This is a genomic window from Streptomyces sp. NPDC054872 (assembly GCF_053610705.1).
Genome location: NZ_JBSGYY010000008.1, coordinates 48,319 through 65,932, shown reverse-complemented (window position 1 = coordinate 65,932; position 17,614 = coordinate 48,319). Strand labels below are relative to the sequence as shown.

The 17,614-nt window shown below is 69.5% G+C and carries 17 protein-coding genes; 9 read left to right on the top strand and 8 right to left on the bottom strand.

Going from position 1 to position 17,614, the window contains the following annotated elements; translation table 11 throughout:
* Positions 1–84: 84 nt before the first annotated feature.
* Together ACWGIH_RS12210 and ACWGIH_RS12205 are read right to left on the bottom strand one after the other, a co-directional pair.
* Positions 85–495 (bottom strand): SCO4983 family protein, encoded by a 411-nt coding sequence (locus tag ACWGIH_RS12210; RefSeq protein ID WP_453450257.1) that lies wholly within the window; start codon positions 493–495, stop codon positions 85–87.
* Between the two features lie 81 nt (positions 496–576).
* Positions 577–1,788: a pyridoxal phosphate-dependent aminotransferase gene (locus tag ACWGIH_RS12205; protein ID WP_453450258.1), complete on the bottom strand. Its 1,212-nt coding sequence runs from the start codon at positions 1,786–1,788 to the stop codon at positions 577–579.
* Between the two features lie 249 nt (positions 1,789–2,037).
* On the opposite strand from ACWGIH_RS12205, the gene ACWGIH_RS12200 reads away from it, so the two are divergent.
* Positions 2,038–2,871 carry a S1 family peptidase gene (locus ACWGIH_RS12200; protein ID WP_453450259.1) on the top strand — a complete coding sequence of 278 codons (834 nt, stop codon included), beginning with the start codon at positions 2,038–2,040 and terminating at the stop codon, positions 2,869–2,871.
* A gap of 156 nt (positions 2,872–3,027) precedes the next feature.
* Positions 3,028–3,897 carry a trypsin-like peptidase domain-containing protein gene (locus ACWGIH_RS12195; protein ID WP_453450260.1) on the top strand — a complete coding sequence of 290 codons (870 nt, stop codon included), beginning with the start codon at positions 3,028–3,030 and terminating at the stop codon, positions 3,895–3,897.
* A 17-nt stretch (positions 3,898–3,914) separates the two neighbouring features.
* Here ACWGIH_RS12195 and ACWGIH_RS12190 read toward each other — a convergent pair whose 3' ends face one another.
* The 4 genes from ACWGIH_RS12190 to ACWGIH_RS12175 form a co-directional block, all read right to left on the bottom strand.
* Positions 3,915–5,285: an FG-GAP and VCBS repeat-containing protein gene (locus tag ACWGIH_RS12190; RefSeq protein ID WP_453450261.1), complete on the bottom strand. Its 1,371-nt coding sequence runs from the start codon at positions 5,283–5,285 to the stop codon at positions 3,915–3,917.
* A 117-nt stretch (positions 5,286–5,402) separates the two neighbouring features.
* On the bottom strand, positions 5,403–6,257 hold the full coding sequence (locus tag ACWGIH_RS12185) for a hypothetical protein (RefSeq protein ID WP_453450262.1): 855 nt from the start codon (positions 6,255–6,257) through the stop codon (positions 5,403–5,405).
* Between the two features lie 192 nt (positions 6,258–6,449).
* On the bottom strand, positions 6,450–6,653 hold the full coding sequence (locus ACWGIH_RS12180; protein ID WP_453450263.1) for a DUF397 domain-containing protein: 204 nt from the start codon (positions 6,651–6,653) through the stop codon (positions 6,450–6,452).
* Entirely contained in the window at positions 6,650–7,465 is an 816-nt protein-coding gene (locus ACWGIH_RS12175; RefSeq protein WP_453450264.1) for a helix-turn-helix domain-containing protein, read from the bottom strand. Before ACWGIH_RS12175 ends, ACWGIH_RS12180 begins: the two co-directional genes overlap by 4 nt.
* 95 nt (positions 7,466–7,560) lie before the next feature.
* Between ACWGIH_RS12175 and ACWGIH_RS12170 the strand changes: the two genes are divergently transcribed.
* From ACWGIH_RS12170 to ACWGIH_RS12160, 3 genes are all read left to right on the top strand, one after another.
* Positions 7,561–8,007, top strand: a complete 447-nt coding sequence (locus ACWGIH_RS12170; protein WP_453450265.1) for an ATP-binding protein — start codon at positions 7,561–7,563, stop codon at positions 8,005–8,007.
* A gap of 160 nt (positions 8,008–8,167) precedes the next feature.
* On the top strand, positions 8,168–8,476 hold the full coding sequence (locus ACWGIH_RS12165) for a helix-turn-helix domain-containing protein (protein WP_453450266.1): 309 nt from the start codon (positions 8,168–8,170) through the stop codon (positions 8,474–8,476).
* Between the two features lie 113 nt (positions 8,477–8,589).
* Positions 8,590–9,201, top strand: a complete 612-nt coding sequence (locus tag ACWGIH_RS12160) for a hypothetical protein (RefSeq protein ID WP_453450267.1) — start codon at positions 8,590–8,592, stop codon at positions 9,199–9,201.
* Between the two features lie 1,232 nt (positions 9,202–10,433).
* Here ACWGIH_RS12160 and ACWGIH_RS12155 read toward each other — a convergent pair.
* Positions 10,434–12,035 (bottom strand): N-acyl-D-amino-acid deacylase family protein, encoded by a 1,602-nt coding sequence (locus ACWGIH_RS12155; protein WP_453450268.1) that lies wholly within the window; start codon positions 12,033–12,035, stop codon positions 10,434–10,436.
* A gap of 218 nt (positions 12,036–12,253) precedes the next feature.
* Positions 12,254–13,561 (bottom strand): amino acid deaminase, encoded by a 1,308-nt coding sequence (locus tag ACWGIH_RS12150; RefSeq protein WP_453450269.1) that lies wholly within the window; start codon positions 13,559–13,561, stop codon positions 12,254–12,256.
* 155 nt (positions 13,562–13,716) lie between these two features.
* Here ACWGIH_RS12150 and ACWGIH_RS12145 point away from each other — a divergent pair, with 155 nt between their 5' ends.
* The 4 genes from ACWGIH_RS12145 to ACWGIH_RS12130 all read left to right on the top strand — a co-directional run bounded on the left by ACWGIH_RS12145 (position 13,717) and on the right by ACWGIH_RS12130 (position 17,568).
* Complete coding sequence (locus ACWGIH_RS12145) at positions 13,717–14,769, top strand: sugar kinase (RefSeq protein WP_453450311.1); 1,053 nt, start codon at positions 13,717–13,719, stop codon at positions 14,767–14,769.
* Complete coding sequence (locus tag ACWGIH_RS12140; RefSeq protein ID WP_453450270.1) at positions 14,766–15,524, top strand: IclR family transcriptional regulator; 759 nt, start codon at positions 14,766–14,768, stop codon at positions 15,522–15,524. The genes ACWGIH_RS12145 and ACWGIH_RS12140 overlap by 4 nt, the downstream gene beginning before the upstream one ends.
* Positions 15,525–15,531: 7 nt before the next feature.
* Positions 15,532–15,945, top strand: a complete 414-nt coding sequence (locus ACWGIH_RS12135; protein ID WP_062770654.1) for a RidA family protein — start codon at positions 15,532–15,534, stop codon at positions 15,943–15,945.
* A 129-nt stretch (positions 15,946–16,074) separates the two neighbouring features.
* Positions 16,075–17,568 carry a GntP family permease gene (locus ACWGIH_RS12130; RefSeq protein WP_453450271.1) on the top strand — a complete coding sequence of 498 codons (1,494 nt, stop codon included), beginning with the start codon at positions 16,075–16,077 and terminating at the stop codon, positions 17,566–17,568.
* Positions 17,569–17,614 lie beyond the last annotated feature (46 nt).

The window sequence follows — 17,614 nt, the reverse complement described above, 5'->3', positions numbered from 1 at the left end:
GTATACGGGCCCCCGAAGGGGCGCGAGGAACTGCGCGACAAGCCACGAATCACCCGCAGCCGCGCAAGCAGCCTGAGCGGCAGCTCAGTGGGCGCCAACCAGCCGACCCGCGTCGGCATGCGCATCCATACGCCGCGCAGCGAGAATCGCCGCCGCGGTGTCGGCGCGGGACGCCGCCACCACCAGCGCGCGGCCCGCGAGAGCGTGGGCACGCTGATGCAGGGCGGTGAGGTGCGGTTCGTGAATGGCGGTCACCACGGCCGAGCGGACGGGCGCGAGGCCGCCACGCAGCCGCGCCACCTCGGACGACAGCTGCTCGGCGGCGTCGTCCAGGTCGGCGGCGGGCGCGAGGGCACGCAGTTCGTCCGTGACGGCGAGCAGTGCCGCCAGATGCGCGGCGAGCTGGGTGTCCAGCTCCTCCTCGCGGGAGCGGTGCGGGAAGTCGCCCGGGTCGGCCATGGCATGGACCGACTTGGTGCGGATCGGCTCGTACATGGGATGGCCTCCTGGCGGGTAGCTTGAAAGCCATCCTACATTAGATTCTGTCTAAAGTTGAGTCAGGCTGGTTCTGGGGGTCTAGGGCTGGCTGTAGCCGTCCAGGAAGTTGCCGATCCGGGTCACGGCCTCGGCCAGATCCGTCGCCGTGGGCAGCGTGACGACCCGGAAGTGATCGGGCTCCGGCCAGTTGAAGCCGGTCCCGTGCACGACCATGATCTTCTCGGCGCGGAGCAGGTCGAGCACCATCCGGCGGTCGTCCTTGATCTTGAAGACCTTCGGATCGAGCCGCGGGAAGAGATAGAGCGAACCCTTCGGCTTCACGCAGCTCACGCCGGGGATCTGCGTCAGCAGGTCGTACGCCGTGTCGCGCTGTTCCACGAGCCGCCCGCCCGGAAGCACGAGGTCGTTGATGGTCTGGCGCCCGCTGAGCGCGGCGACCACGCCGTGCTGGCCGGGCATGTTCGCGCACAGGCGCATGTTGGCGAGGATCGTCAGGCCCTCGATGTACGAGGACGCGTGCGCCTTGGGCCCGGAGATCGACACCCAGCCGACGCGGTAACCGGCCACCCGGTACGCCTTCGACATGCCGTTGAAGGTGAGGGTGAGCAGGTCGGGGGCGATGGCGGCGGTGGGGGTGTGGACCGCGTCGTCGTAGAGGATCTTGTCGTAGATCTCGTCCGAGCAGACCAGGAGATTGTGGCGCCGCGCGATGTCGGTCAGGCCGCGCAGCATGTCCTCGCTGTATACGGCGCCCGTCGGGTTGTTCGGGTTGATGATCACGAGCGCCTTGGTGCGGTCGGTCACCTTGCGCTCGATGTCGGCGAGGTCCGGCATCCAGTCCGCCTGCTCGTCGCAGCGGTAGTGCACGGCCGTGCCGCCGGAGAGCGAGACCGCGGCCGTCCACAGCGGATAGTCCGGCGCCGGTACGAGGACCTCGTCGCCGTCGTCGAGCAGGCCCTGCATGGCCATGACGATGAGTTCGGAGACGCCGTTGCCGATGAAGACGTGCTCGACGTCGGTCTCGATGCCCAGGGTCTGGTTGTGCATGACCACCGCGCGGCGGGCGGCAAGGAGACCCTTCGCGTCGCCGTAGCCGTGCGCGTCCCCGACGTTGCGGAGGATGTCCTCCAGGATCTCCGGGGGGCACTCGAACCCGAAGGCCGCGGGGTTGCCGGTGTTGAGCTTCAGGATGCGGTGGCCCGCCGCTTCCAGCCGCATCGCCTCCTCGAGCACCGGGCCCCGGATCTCGTAACAGACGTTGGCGAGCTTCGTCGACTGGATGACCTGCATGTCCGCGAGCTTACGGCTGCGTAAGGGGACCCGCCTCGTGTTTTGTGCCACGTCGGGCCGGGGAGTGTCTCCCGGCCGTGTGACGGGAGGCGAACGGGCGTGGTCCGACACGCCGCTGACCCGGGTGTGTCCTCTCAGCGGTGACTTGTGTCCGCATGCGGTCTTGTTCTCGCGGCCGAGTACCCCAACAATGCGCATGACAAATCCGAAGCAACTTCGGTCACATGGTCAACAGAGGGGACCCCCCACATGCACAAGCCTCTCGTCGTCGCGTGCTTCTCCGCCCTGCTCCTCGGAGCCACGGCGATGCCCGCGACGGCCGTCAGCGACGAACGGCCCGCCAAGGCGAAGGCGGTTGACTTCGCGGGCACGGTGGCGCTGAGCAACTGTTCCGGCTCCGTCGTCCGGGTGCCGGACTCGCAGCCGGGCGACCCGGCGCTCGTGATGTCCAACGGACACTGCCTGGAGGGCGGCTTCCCGGCCCCCGGTGAGGTCGTCGTCGACAAGCCGTCCTCGCGCAGCTTCACCCTCCTCGACGCCTCCGGTGGCGACGCGGGCACGGTCAAGGCGAGCAAGATCGCCTACGGCACGATGACGGACACCGACCTCTCGCTCTACGAACTCACCAGCACCTACAGCGAGATCGAGAGCAAGTTCGGCATCAAGGCCCTTGAGCTGAACGCGGCGCACCCGGAGCAGGGCAAGGCGATCACCGTCGCCTCCGGCTACTGGAAGAAGATGTACAAGTGCAGCATCGACGGCTTCGTCCACCGTCTCAAGGAGGGGAACTGGACCTGGAAGGACTCGGTCCGCTACACCCCCGACTGCCAGACGATCGGCGGCACTTCGGGCTCGCCGGTGATCGATGACGCGACCGGAAAGGTCGTCGCCGTCAACAACACCGGCAACGAGAGCGGCGAGGAGTGCACGGACAACAACCCGTGCGAGGTCGACGAGAACGGCAAGGTGACGGTCCGCAAGGGCATCAACTACGCCCAGCAGACGTACGGCGTGGTGCCGTGCGTCGCACCCGGCAACAAGATCGACCTGAGCCGCGAGGGCTGCGAACTCCCCAAGCCGTAAGGACTGTGACCGCGGCGGGCCTGCCGGCTCTTCCCGGCAGGCCCGCCGAAATGCAAGGGTTCTCGCCCCTTGTTCCTGATCCGTGAGCCCCCGAAGAATGCCCATGACAACCACTCAGGGCACAGCTACAGGCACAGCTACAGGGGGGCTCCACACATGAAGAAGGCTCTCGCGGGCGGCTTACTCGCCCTCACCCTCGTAGGGTTCGGCTCCGCGCCGGCGGTCGCGGCTCCGGACAGCGCACCCTCGGCGCCGGCGGCGGGGGAGGCCGCGAAGAAGGGCGTCGACTTCGCGGGGACGGTCGCGCTCAGCAACTGTTCGGGCTCCGTCGTCCGCGTGCCGCAGTCGAAGGCGGACGACCCCGCGCTCGTCCTCTCCAACGGCCACTGCCTGGAGAGCGGCTTCCCGGCGGCGGGCGAGGTCATCGTCGACCAGCCGTCCACCCGCACCTTCAAGCTCCTGGACGCGAAGGGCGCTCAGAAGGCGACACTCACGGCGAGCAAGATCTCGTACGCGACGATGACCGACACCGACATCTCGCTGTACCAACTCACCACCAGCTACGCCGACATCAAGAAGAAGTACGGCATCAAGGCGCTGGAGATCGAGGACGCCCACCCGGTGAAGAAGCGGGCCATCACCGTCGTCTCCGGGTACTGGAAAGAGACGTACACCTGCAAGATCGACGGGTTCGCGTACCGCCTCAAGGAGGGGGAGTGGACCTGGAAGGACTCCGTCCGCTACACCCCCGAGTGCCGGACGATCGGCGGCACGTCCGGCTCGCCGGTGATCGACCACAAGACCGGCAAGGTCACGGCCGTCAACAACACGGGGAACGAGGACGGCGAGCGCTGCACCCTCAACAACCCCTGTGAGGTCGACCGAAACGGCAAGGTGACGGTCCGCAAGGGCATCAACTACGCCCAGCAGACGTACGGAATCGTCCCGTGCGTCACCCACGACAGCAAGATCGACCTCACCCGAAAGGGCTGCAAGCTCCCACGCCCGACCGCCGCACGGAGGTAACGGGCACCCCCGAGGGGCTACTGCAAGAAGCCGTCGATGGGCGCCGCGTCGTATGTCGTGGCGCCCGTTGTGGTGATGCCGCCTGTTGCACCGGGCAGCCGCAGCGAATCGAAGGCGCTCACATGCAGGTCGGCCTTCCCGTCACCGTTCGTGTCGCGCAGCCGGACCAGGCCACCGAACTGGTCGTCGGACGCCAGCGGCCCCGGCACGCCGGGGGTGTTGCGGGCGAACCACTGCGACCCGGCACCGGACAGGCCGCTCGCCCGTCCCTTGAAGACGTGCACGCCGCCCGCGTAGTCCTTGCCGTCGATGCCCTCGCCCCGCACGCCGACCGCGAGGTCCGCGTAGCCGTCGCCGTTGACGTCACCCGCCGAGACGGATGAGCCGAACTCGTCGTAATTCTCGGAGGATCCGGCGACTCCGCTCGTCGACTGAGTGAGGCGGGCGCTACGGGACGGTCCGCCGGACGCGCCGTACCAGACGCTGACGCGGCCCTTGTGCTTGGAGTAGAGGGCGGTGCCGATGGCGATGTCGCCGTAGCCGTCCTTGTCGAAGTCGCCGATGACACCGTCGCCGCCGCGCTCGGCGCTGCCGCCGTTGCCGGACTGGGACTCCAGGCGCAGACTCTTGCCCGGGGAGAGCGAGCTCGCGCCGCCCTTGATGAACCAGGCGTCGGACGCGATTTTTTCGGAGCTGACCACGTCGCCGATGATCGCGAGGTCGGTCTTCTTGTCGCCGTTGACCTTGCCGGAGATCAGGGCTGTGGCGTAGAAGGACGTCGTCTTGTCGAGCTTGGTCACGGTGCCGGTGGTGCCGGAGCGCTTGAGCGGGCCGCGGTAGACGTAGGTCATGGATTCGTTGATGACGGCCAGGTCCTGCTTGCCGTCCCCGTTGAAGTCGCCGGTCGCGAGGTCCTTGCCCATGGAGTTGTGGGCGCCCGGGTTCTTGTTCGGGAGCGTCGTGCCCTTCGACAGGCCGGAGGCGGAGCCCCACAGGATCGTCACGGCGCCCTGGTCGGCGCCGCCTGAGCCGTTCTCGCCGGTCGCCGCGACCGCGAGGTCGCCGTATCCGTCGCCGTCGAAGTCCGCGGCGGCCCGTACCTCGCCGAACATGTCGTCGGCCTCGTCGGTCCCGGGTACGCCGGAGGTCGTCTGGGTGACGCGCTGTTCGGTGGAGCCGGGCCCGGTGGCGGTCCCGAAGACCACGGAGACGCCGCCGCCCCCTCTGGCGCTGAAGCTCGAATACGCGTAGTCGCGATAGCCGTCGCCGTTGAAGTCGTCGCCATGCTTCGCGGGCGCGGCGCTCGCCGCACCGGCGGTGGGCAGGGTCAACGGGATGAGGCCCGCCACCAGGAAGGTGGCCAGCGAGGTGGTGGTGCGAATGCGCATGAGTGTTGGGTTCCTTGTGAGCCGGGAGTTGTCCAGAGTGACGCGTGAGGTCGGCGAACAAGAGACCGATGGCGAGGCCGAAGGGTTGTACGTTGCGCCGGGGCGCAGCCAGGGGGTTCAAAGGCAGGCGGCCGTAAGGCTTCTGAGTGCTGCCACCCTTTGGCGTACCTCGTGGGGTGACAGGGCGGCGGTGGGGGCTGGTGCCGGTGCCGCCCCGGTGCGCCGGCCCCGGCAGCCCGTGCAGAGCCCGGCGGGCAGTCTCTCGGGGAGGGCCGGGATGCCGCAGCCCGTGCATTCCACGAGGATCTGGCGCCGTGGGGCGGACTCGGGTGGCAGCTTGTCGCGCAGCCTCCGGCGGACGAAGGCTCCGGGGGAGTGCACCTGTTCCGGCAAACCGGCGGTGAGGACGCGCACCAGCCCCTCCGGCGTGGTTCCGCGCGCGAGCCACTGTGCGGCGAGCTCTTCCAGCGCGGCGCATTCGGCCGCCGAGAGCGTCAACCGGTTGTCGGCCGCCCCGAGCCGGGCGAGAGCGTCGTACGCCTCCGAACGTGTTTTCCGGGGCGTCGGGTCGGTGCCGGTATCCGGTACGTCGTCGGTCAGGAACCGCGCCCACCACTCGGCGTCGCGGGCCGTGCGGCTGAAGTACGTACGGAACACCCACTGGGTCAGCGCGTCACCGAGCGGTACGCGCACGCGCCGGTAATGACCGGCTTCCGTGAGGGAGTTGAGCGCCGTCTGCACGGCCTGCTGGCCGTAGCGGGGCTGCTCCCTGGCGAGGGTCTTGATGTCGATCGCGGTGCCCTCGGGCAGCCGGTCGATGTACGCGGCGAGGTAGGCCTCACGTACGGGCAGATGATCGAAGTCGCCCTTGCGGCGCGGGGCCTGGCCGGGCACGGAATGTTTGCCGTAGCCGGGCTTGGCCATGGGATGCGCGGGGGTGGGCAGGGCAGGGTTAGGGTCTTGAGTAGCCACGAGATCGCTCCACGATCTTGAAGGTCAGACCCCGGTTTGGTGTTGGTAGCACCGGCCGGGGTCGTTCGTTATGCGAACGCTAGAGCTTCGCGACGACGCGTGGCAAGCCGGTCACGAAAAGTGATCTCCCGTGGCGAGCGGGGCACTTGAGCACTTGGGAGGGCGGGTGGGTTGAGACCCACCGCCCCTTCCTCAGAAAAGGCGCTCGGATCCCGCGTCCCGGAGCTCGGCCGTGAACTGGGCCCACGCGGTGGCGGGCACGGCGAAGGTGGGGCCGGCTTCGCCGAGCTTTGAGTCGCGGATGTGGATGGTGTGGGGGTGGGTGGCTATCTCTACGCAGTTTCCCCCTTCATCGTCGCTGTAGGTGGACTTGAACCAGGTGAGCCGGTCGCTCATAGCTCCTCCGCCATCTTCCTGATGAAATCCGCTGACTCCTCAACGCTGAGGGCATGCATGCGGATCATGCCATGGCGTTGCATGAGTTCACTGACCTTGGTGGGATCGGCGTAGAGCGCGCTCGTCTTCTGCCCTTCGACGTACCCGTAATGCTCATGCTCAGGGTTCTCCAGCAGCACCAGAGATCCGGAGAGGGCGAGCCCACTGCACCGGCCCATGGGCAGCACCTGGACCGACACGTTCCGCAAGTGGCCGGCCTCCAGCATGTGTTGAAGCTGGCGCTGCATAGCTCCCCGACCTCCAACCATCGTCCGCAACGCAGCCTCGTACACCACGAACCCGAAAACCACCGACGGCCGCGCCCGCAGCGCCTCTTGCCTGCGCAGCCTCGCGTTCACACGCTCCTCGACGGTCTCGTCGTCCAGTGGCGGGCAGCTCTCGCTGATCAGCGTCCGTGCGTACTCCTCCGTCTGCAACAGGCCGGGGATCAGCAGCGGCTCGTACGAATGGATGGCGATGGCCTCGGCCTCCGCTTGCATGAACTCCTGCGACCGCGCCGGAAACGGCTCCGGTTTCAGATAGTCCTGCGCCGACAGCAGCAGCCCGTGCGCATCGCACATCTCGTCGGCGATCTGGAGCAGACGCAGCGTCGGTTTGCGGCGGCCGTTCTCCATCGACTTCACGTACTCGTAGTGATAGCCGGTCTCTTTGCACAGCTCTTCGCGGGTGGTGCCCGCCTGTTCCCGCCACCGCTTGACCTGGTTGCCGCAGTAGCGCCAGGCCATCGGCGGCTGGGAGTTCACCTCGGTCATCGCGCCCGCCCCTCTGGTGCACGGTGGGTACGGTTACTTTCTGTACCCGTGTCGGTACTCCAGGAGGCTATGCCCGGCCCGGCAGCGTATGAGGCATGGAACGCACAACTTCACCTCCCCCGAGGGAGTTTGAGTGGCGGCTGCCGCGCACTCCGCGCAGTGTCGGCCGGGCGCGCTCGCTGCTGGCCGAGCAGGCGCGGGCCTGGAAGGTCCCGGACGACGTGGCGGACGCCGCCGTACTGCTGCTCAGTGAGCTGATGACCAATGCCGTACGGCACGGGCGGGTGCCTGTGGGGCGGGAGGTCGAGGCGCGGTGCGTGCTGGGCGGGGGCGTCCTGCGGGTGGAGGTGGCGGACGCGAGTGACGCGCTGCCGTGCCCGAGGGCGGCGGGGCCGGACGATGAGTCGGGGCGGGGCCTTGCGCTGGTGGAGCTGCTGGCCGATGACTGGGGGGCGCGGCCCCGGCCGTACGGGATCGGCAAGACGGTGTGGTTCGAGCTGGCGCTGCCGCGCGTGTCTCCGAGTTGTTCGTCGCATGAGTGACCTGTACGGCTTCGAGATCGAGCCGGAGGTGCGAGCGTGCGGTGTTCCGCAAGACGAGGCAGCACGTACAAGGCCAGATCGAGCGGGCCGTGCGTGCCCAGAAATTCTGCGAAAGCGAGCATCGTGGACCGGTGACCGCGACGTATGAGAGGAGGTCGTGATGGTCGGGCAGCACAGCCGCTGGACTCCGTCCGGCGTCGAGACGCAAGATCCGGAGCGGATCGCCATCCGCGAGGCGCTGGCTTTCGGTAAGGCTCTCTACGGCCGCCGGACCGAGCTCGGGTGGAGCTCGGCGCAGCTCGCCGAGCGCACTGGCATGGAGCAGGACGACATCGAGTGCATCGAGGAGGGCGGAACCACCCCGACGCCGGCGCTGCTCAGGCTGATTGCGGCGGCTCTCGACTCGGACGTGCACCTCACCCCCGGTCACGATCTTGGTTCGCTCTGGTTCGAGGGTCACGCGGCCTAGGGCCCCGCGGCGAGAACCGGACGGGCCGCCACCCGGTGACGCCGGGTCCCATCGGTGAGACGTTGCCCGCGCACTTGCCGCCGGACGAGCCGGCGGGGAATGAGGGGATCGTCATGACCAAGATGATCGGCAAGGTGGAGTACGCGAACGACGCGACGGAAGCACTTGAGCTGCTGAAGGCGTACAGCGCCGAGCTCGGCCTGCCCTGGGGAGTGATCGGCCAGCGTCAGAGGGACGCCTCGGTTCGTATCGCGTGGGTCGAGGACAAGAGCAACGGTCTGGACGCGGCCAAGAAGACCCTTGAGGACGACCTGATCGAACAGCGGCGCTCGACGCGGGTGGCAGAGCGCACGGCGGCGATCGCGAATCAGGGCGGCGCCCTGGTGAAAGCAGTCGGAGCCAAGACGACCGCCGGTGAGCTCATCGCCCAGTGCAAGCACCACTATGAGCAGGCCAATCCGCCCAACTTCACCTTCGGGCCCGACATGTCGGAAGAGGACTACGCCGCCTTCCGCGTGGAATGGCGGGAGGCCGGTGAACTCGCCGAGACCCGCAACTACGACCAGTTCACCGAGTTCCGGGCACTGAAGATCCAGGACAAGGGGGCGCTCGGCAAAGGCCAGGTCGGGGACTCGCTGGACACGCGCCGCTGGCAGGGCAACGTGTTCCTGACCATCCTCGGCGCCGAGTTCAACGCCCACATCAACATCAGGAAGAAGAAGTAGCAGGGGAACTGGAACTGGAATGGCCGGAGGTCCCGCGGGGGCCCGGTCCGGGGCTTTGCTGGGCCGGTGGCTTCGGTTGGTGCCGGGGCCATCCGGTGTCCCGAGGTTGGCGGTTACGGGCCGGGTGTAAAGGGCGCTCCTGCGTCGCGTCGGCTACGCCGATTCCGCTGCGCTCCACCCTTGACACCCGTCCCTCCACCGCGCGAGGGAAGACGACCGGACGGCCCGAGGGGCGGGACTCTTGACCACTCTCGTCCCTTGTTCTGTTTTCCGGCCGACTGCGGACTGGTCCGTCGGGGGCGGCCGGTGGGGGGAGGGGCGCGCAGCCGCCCCGGGGAGGGCTGCTGGTCTCGTCAAGCGTCTGCTGACCGGATCTTCCGTGGTGAACGGGAGAGCCGTCGCGGTCGAGGCGAGGCGAGGCGAGGCGAGGCAGGGCGGGGCGGGGCGAGGCGAGTGAGCGCCGGTATCGACAGTCCATGGCGGCGGAAGGCACGCTCGCGCCAGGACCGGAGGACCGGATGATCGGGACAGCGGCCGGGTGTCGCGCGGGCGGGTCGCGGGGCGGATCGGGATGGCTCGCTGAGCGGATTGCAGGAAAGTCTCACGACACGCCGGGTGGGGGGCGGGGGTTGCGGGATTTTCCTGCAATTCCCGCGCGCGGGGCCCCGGCGGCGCGGCGGGGCACCTACTTTGGTGAAGTTGCGTTCCGGCAGAAGGGGGGCGCGCGCGTTGTGAAACGCGCCTTCTCGGAATTAGGTGCCGGACCCCCCACCCCTCGTAGTCCTCGGGGTAACTGGCCATCTCCGGCCGGTCGGCGGATGCAGGACGACCACCGTCTTCCCTCCTCAAGGCGACCGCGCGCCCTGCCCCCGTGACGGCGCCCCCGACGATCCGGTCGGCAGACGCTTGACGAGACCGGGGTCCAGTTCCGGGGCGGCTGCGCGCCCCTCCCCCCACCGGCCGCCCCCGACGGACCAGTCCGCAGTCGGCCGGAAAACAGAACACGGGACGAGAGTGGTCAAGAGTCCCGCCCCTCGGGCCGTCCGGTCGTCTTCCCTCGCGCGGTGGAGGGACGGGTGTCAAGGGTGGAGCGCAGCGGAATCGGCGTAGCCGACGCGACGCAGGAGCGCCCTTTACACCCGGCCCGTAACCGCCAACCTCGGGACACCGGATGGCCCCGGCACCAACCGAAGCCACCGGCCCAGCAAAGCCCCGGACCGGGCCCCCGCCACCTAGGGAGTCCGGCGCACCGACCGGCCCGCCAGGACGTCCGTGCGGCGGCCGTCCTCCATCACGAATCTGCCGTCGATCAGGACGTGCGGGATGCCGGAGGGAAGCGTTCGGGGAGCGTCGAAGGTGGAGCCCGCCGCGACCGTCTGAGGGTCGAAGAGGACCAGGTCGGCGCGGTAGCCCTCGCGTAGGAGGCCCCGGTCGGGGAGGCGCAGGCGGGCCGCCGGGCGTCCGGTGAGGTGGGCGACGCAGTCCTCCAGGGTGAGGACGCCGAGTTCGCGTACGTAGCGGCCGAGGTACTGCGGGAACGTGCCGTACGCGCGCGGGTGCGGCTTGAAGCCCTGGAGGATGCCGTCGCTGCCGCCCGTGTGCACGGGGTGGCGCATGATCGCCTGGACGTTCTCCTCGTGGCCGACGTGCTGGAGGATCGTGGAGCCCAGCTTGTCGTTGATGAGCAGGCGGCGGGCGGTGATCCAGGGCTCCTCGCCGCGCTGGGCCGCCGACTCCGCGATCGTCTTGCCGACGCAGGAGGCGAGCCCCGGGTCGGATACACCGGAGATCTCGATCTTGTCCCACTCGATCGGTACGCCGTGACAGCCGTCGGCGCCGATGACCTCCATGTGGTGGCGGATCTTCTCGGCGGTCACGTCGTCCTGGAGCCGGGCGAGGATCGCGTCGGGCCCGCCCTCGCTGGCCCAGCTGGGCAGCATGGCGACGAGGGTCGTGCAGCCGGGGGTGTAGGGATACGTGTCGAGGGTGATGTCGGCGCCGCCGGCGAGGGCGGTGTCGAGGAGCGCGAGCAGGTCGGGCGCCTTGCCCTTGTTCACGCCGAAGTTCATCGTGGCGTGCGCGAGGTGGAGGGGGCAGTTCGCGGTGCGGGTGAGGTTGACCATCTCCTCGTACGCCTGGAGGGCGCCGGCACCGTAACTCCGGTGGTGGGGACAGTAGTAGCCGTTGAACTGGGCCACCACCATGCAGAGCTCGGTGAGTTCGGAGTCGTCGGCGTACATGCCGGGGGTGTAGGTGAGGCCCGACGACATGCCGACGGCGCCCTGCTGCATGCCCTCGGCGACGAGCTGCTTCATCCGCTCGATCTCGGCGGGGGTCGCGGGGCGGTCGTCCCAGCCGACCGCGTACATGCGGACGGTGCCCTGCGGGATGAGGTAGGCCGCGTTGACGGCGGTGCCCTGCCGGTCCAGGCGGTCCAGGTACTCGCCGACCGTGCGCCAGTCGAAGTCGATGTCGCTGCCGTCGCCGTTCCAGCCGGTGATGGCCTGGCGGACCTGGGCGAGGGTGCGGTCGTCGACGGGTGCGTAGCTGAGGCCGTCCTGGCCGATGACCTCCAGGGTCACGCCCTGGGCGGCCTTCGCGCTGTGGTCCGGGTCGCGGAGGAGGGCGAGGTCGCTGTGGGCGTGCATGTCGATGAAACCGGGCGCGAGGGCCAGGCCGTGGGCCTCCAGCGTGCGGGTCCCCGTGGGGCGGGGGCCCGCGTCCCCCTCCCTGTGGATCTCGGTGATCCTGCCCTCGTGTACGCCGATGTCGGCTCGGTAGGAGGCACCTCCGGTGCCGTCGATGACGCGGGCGTCTCGGATCACCAGGTCCATGGGGGGTGCCTCTCTCTTGCGTGGGCGCAGCTTGTGTGTGGTGCACCCGGCCTCCGGCCGGGCTGTTGTTCCCACCCGCACCACCCGTGCGGCTTTCGTGGTCGGCGACTGCCGGGTATCGGGTGGGTGGGTGGGAGACATCCGCCGCGGAGCGGCGGTTCTGCCTGTTCGTCCGCCCGGCACCGCGGGGTGCCCGGACTCCGCCCAGGACCCAGGGGTCAGAAATAGGTACGGATGTAGTCCGTGACCGTGCCGTCCGCCTCGACCAGGGGGATCAACTGCCACTTGTCGAAGGACGTGCAGGGGTGGGACAGACCGAGCCCCACCCAGTCACCCACGGCAAGATCCGCCTCCGAGGTCGTACGGACCCACCCGTGCTGATCGGAGAGGCCGGTGATCGTGACCCCGGTCGCAGGCCGGTCCACCCCGCCCCGGTGGACGACCTGCGCCTCGGGCAGGTCGATGTCGTACGCCGCGTCCCGCTTGCCCGCGTTCGTGAACGCCTGCTCCGGCGTGGGCCGCGACACCACCTGCGTCCAGAGGCGGAACGCCGGGTGCAGCGCGCCCTCGTCGGGGATGCGGTTGAACGGGGTCAAGTGGCGGTAGTGGCCGTCGTCATGAGAGACGTACGCCCCGGAGCGGAGCAACTTCAGTACCGGCACCGACAGTTCGGGGATCTCCTCGAAGACGTCCGCCACCGCGTCGAACCACGCGCTGCCACCCGCGCTGACGACGATCTCGTCCAGGTCCGCGAACCGGTTCGCCTTGTCGAACTCGACGGCGAGCGCGGTGAGACGGCCGAGCCAGGCCCGTACCCGCTCGGGAGTCGCCTCCGGGACCTCGCCCTCGTACCCGGCGACGCCCACCAGGCGCAGTGTGTCCGCGGCGGCGACGGCGTTGGCGATATCGACGCACTCGGCCTCCGTACGCACACCGGTGCGCGCCCCGTCACCCGCGCCGAGCTCCACCACGACGTCGACGGGACGCGTGGCGCCGGCCTCGCGCAGAGCGGCGTCCATCAGGGCGACGCCGGGCACGGAGTCGACGTAACAGATGAAGCGGAACGCGGGGTCGGCATCGAGCTCGGACGCGATCCAGCGCAGCGCCGCCGCGTCCACCAGTTCGTTGGCGAGGAAGATCCGCTCGATGCCGTAGGCGCGGGCCACCCGCACCTGGTGGGGCACGGCCAGGGTGATGCCCCACGCGCCCCGCTCCAGCTGACGCGCGAAGAGCTGCGGCGCCATGGACGTCTTGCCGTGCGGGGCGAAGGCGAGGCCGTGCCGCTCGGAGTACGTCTCCATCAGCGCGAGGTTGTGCTCGAGGCGCTCGGCGGAGAGGGCCAGGACGGGGGTGGTGAAACCGTCCGTGAAGAGGTTCCGGCGCTGCGCCGCGAGCTCGCCGACCGTCAGGCCCTCCGCGTCCGGGGGCAGGCCCTTGAAGCGGTGGTCGACCCGCTCGTCCGCGAGCCGGTCGAGCTCCCGGGCAAGACGTCCGGCGGAGCGGTCGGCTGCGTTGTCGGCGGCCATGGCGCCTCCTCGAAAAGGTGCGTTGCATGATGTGCAACGGTCATTGCGTATGTCGCTTACTGCTGTCTAACATCCGAGCCAACGCCGGGTCAACGGATCCGGGCAGTCGGTTGAGGGGCAGGAAGATCGTGACCGCAGAGGCCGCGCAGGCAGCGATGGACGCGCAGGCAGCAGTGGACGTCGTCGCGCTCGGCGAGTCCATGGTCACGTTCCTGCCCTCACGCGCCGGACGCCTCGCCGACGTCCCCTCCTTCGACCGCGGAATCGGCGGCGCCGAGTCGAACGTCGCCTGCGCGCTCGCCGCCGCCGGGCACCGCACCCGCTGGGTCAGCCGCGTCGGCGCCGACGGCTTCGGGGACCACCTCGTCGAGGCCATCGCCCGCTACGGCGTGGACACCGGCTCCGTCGGACGCGACCCGCACCGCCCCACCGGCATCTACTTCCGCACCGCCGACGACCGCGACACCGACGCCCACGAGGTCCTCTACTACCGCGCGGGATCGGCCGCCTCCGCGATGGCGCCCCACAGCGTGGACCGTGAGGCCCTCGACGCGGGCCGCATCCTGCACCTCTCCGGCATCACCGCCGCCCTCTCCGCGGACTGCCTCGCCCTCCTGCGCGAGCTGACCGCGCCCCGCCCCGGCCGCCCCCTTGTGTCCTTCGACGTCAACTACCGCCCGGGCCTGTGGAGCGGCGACGCGAGCGGGGCGGGCGAAGGCCCCCGCGTCCTGCTCGACCTCGCCCGCGGCGCCGACCTCGTCTTCGTCGGCGAGGACGAGGCCGCCGACGCCTGGGGCATCACCGGCGGCCCCGACGCCGTCCGCGCCGCCCTCCCCGAGCCCGCCACCCTGGTCGTCAAGCAGGGCAGCGGCGGCGCCACCGTCTACACCGAGGGCGAGCCCGCCGTCTTCCAGGCGGCGCTCAAGGTCGACGTCGTCGCCCCCGTCGGCGCCGGTGACGCCTTCGCCGCCGGGTTCCTCTCCGCCACCCTGCGCGGGCTGCCCGCCGACCGGCGCCTGCGCCACGGGCACCTCATGGCGGCCGCCGCGCTCACCGTCGCCGGCGACCTCGCCACCCCTCCCGAGAGGGCGCACACCGATCGTCTTGCCGCACTGGACGCCGACACCTGGGGGACACTTCGTCTCGGCCCGGGCTGGACGGACGGCGTCCCCGTGAACACTGAGGCCAAGGAGGAGGCACGTACATGAGCCAGACCGTCGATCGCGCCCTGTCCATCCTGCCGCTGCTCGCCGAAGGCCCCGCAGATCTCGGCCAGGTCGCCGAGCGCCTCGAAGTGCACAAGTCCACCGCCCTGCGGCTGCTGCGCACGCTGCACGAACACGGCCTGGTCTACCGCCAGTCCGACCAGCGCTACCGCCTGGGCGCCCGCCTCTTCGCGCTCGCCCAGGAGGCCGTCGAGAACCTCGACGTACGCGAGATCGCGCACCCCCACCTCCTCGCCCTCCACGAGAAGTGCGGCCACACCGTGCACCTCGCGGTCTACGAGGAGCAGGAAGTCCTCTACATCGACAAGGTCGAGAGCCGCTATCCGGTGCGGATGTACTCCCGCATCGGGAAGCCGGTGGCGATCACCGTCGCCGCCGTCGCCAAGCTGCTGATCTCCGACTTTCCCGAGGCCGAGCGCCGTGCGATCGCGGAGAAGCTCGACTACCCCACGTACACGTCCCGTTCGACGCCCAACGCCGCCGCGTTCCTCAAGGAACTCGCCGCCGTGCGCGAACAGGGCTGGGCCACCGACCTCGGTGGCCACGAGGAGTCCATCAACTGCATCGGGGCCCCCATCCGCGGTGCGGACGGGCGCGTCGTCGCCGCCATGTCGGTGTCCGCGCCGAATGTCGTCGTCACCGCCGAGGAACTCCTCACGCTGCTCCCGCTGGTGCGCCGTACGGCGGACGCCATCAGCCGGGAGTACTCCGGCAAGTCACCCCTCAAGGAAGCCTGAGCACGCCATGACCACCGAGAAGACCGCTCTCACCCCGGCCACCCACACCACCCCGCCCGCGAAGTTCTCCCACGGCGTCAAGAAGGGCAACATCCTTCAGGTCGCCGGTCAGGTCGGCTTCCTCCCCGCCGAGGAGGGCAAGGCCCCCACCCCCGCGGGCCCGACCCTGCGCGAGCAGACCCTGCAGACGTTCGCCAACGTCAAGGCGATCCTCGAAGAGGGCGGCGCGACCTGGGACGACGTGATGATGATGCGCGTCTACCTCACGGACGTGGACCACTTCGCCGAGATGAACGAGATCTACAACGCGTACTTCGAGGAGCAGGGCCTCAAGGCCCCCGCCTCGGCCCGCACCACGGTCTACGTGGGCCTGCCCAAGGGTCTCCTCATCGAGATCGACGCGCTCGCCGTCCTGAGCTGACGCAGCCCGTCCCCTGATCCACCTTCCGCAAGCCGCTAGTCGTCACGGCGCGGCGCCCAACTCCCCCCTTCGGGCGCCGCGCCGTGATCCCCCCTGCCCTGAAAGCCCCATGCACTTACGAGGTCAAAGATGTCCCCGTCGTCCCCCTTCGCCGCGCTCGCGGCCGCCGCCCCCGCCGAGGAACCACCCCACACCGGCGGAATCCTCACCCTGATCGACGGCACCGCCGGTCTGCTGACCGTCGCCGCGCTCGGCATCGTGCTTCTGCTCTTTCTGATCATCAAGGTCAGGCTGCAGCCCTTCGTGGCGCTGCTCGCGGTGTCCATAGTCGTCGGCCTCTCGGCCGGCCTCTCCGTCACCGAACTCTTCGGCACGGTCCAGAAGTCCGACGCGGTCTCCGTCATCGAGTCCGGCATGGGCGGCATCCTCGGCCATGTGGCGATCATCATCGGCCTCGGCACGATGCTCGGCGCGATCCTCGAAGTCTCGGGCGGCGCAGAGGTCCTCGCCTCCCGCCTCCTCGGCCTCTTCGGCGAGAAGCGCGCGCCCCTCGCGATGGGTCTGACGGGCCTCATCTTCGGTATCCCGGTCTTCTTCGACGTGGGCATCTTCGTCCTCGCGCCGATCGTGTACGCCGCCGCCAAGCGCAGCGGCAAGTCGATCCTCCTGTACTGCCTGCCCCTGCTCGCGGGTCTGTCGATGACCCACGCGTTCCTGCCCCCGCACCCCGGCCCGGTGGCCGCGGCCGGTCTGCTCAAGGTGGACCTCGGCTGGGTCATCCTGATGGGCATCGTCTGCGGCATCCCGGCCGTCATCGCCGCCTGGGTCTACTCCGCCTGGATCGGCAAGCGCATCTTCGTGCCCGTCCCGCAGGACATGGTCGAGGCCGCCGACGAGGCACGGCAGGCGGTCGTCGCCGAACAGCGCGCCGCGGGCGTCGAGCCGCGCGAGAAGCCGGTGCCGCTCGGCATGGTCTTCGCGATCATCGGAACGCCGCTGTTCCTGATCCTCCTCGCGACCTTCTCTTCGATCGCCTTCGACCCCTCGACGTTCCGCAGCGTCATCGAGTTCTTCGGCAGCCCGTTCGTCGCCCTGACGATCGCCCTGCTCATGGCGTACTACCTGCTCGGCATCCGGCGCGGCTGGTCCCGCAAGTCCCTGGAGACGGTGTCGACCTCGTCCCTGAAGCCGGTCGGCAACATCCTCCTGGTGGTCGGCGCCGGCGGCATCTTCGGCGCGGTCCTCAAGGCGAGCGGCGTGGCCAAGGCCCTCTCGGACACCTTCCAGGACGTCGGCCTGCCGATCATCGTCCTGGCCTACCTGCTCTCCCTGGTGCTCCGCGTCGCCCAGGGCTCGGCGACGGTGGCGATCGTGACGACGGCGGGCATCGTGGCCCCGCTCCTCGCCGAGGGCGACCACTCGCAGGCGTTCGTCGCCCTGGTCATCATGGCGATCTCGGCGGGCTCGATCTTCGCCTCGCACGTCAACGACGGCGGCTTCTGGATGGTGGCGAAGTACTTCGGCATCTCGGAGCGGGACACGCTCAAGACGTGGACGGTCCTGGAGTCGGTCCTCTCCCTGGCCGGTTTCGCGGTCGCGGCCGTGGTCAGTCTGTTCGTGTAGCGAACACTCCTCCCGCACCACTCCTCCCGCACCACTCCTTCCCGCA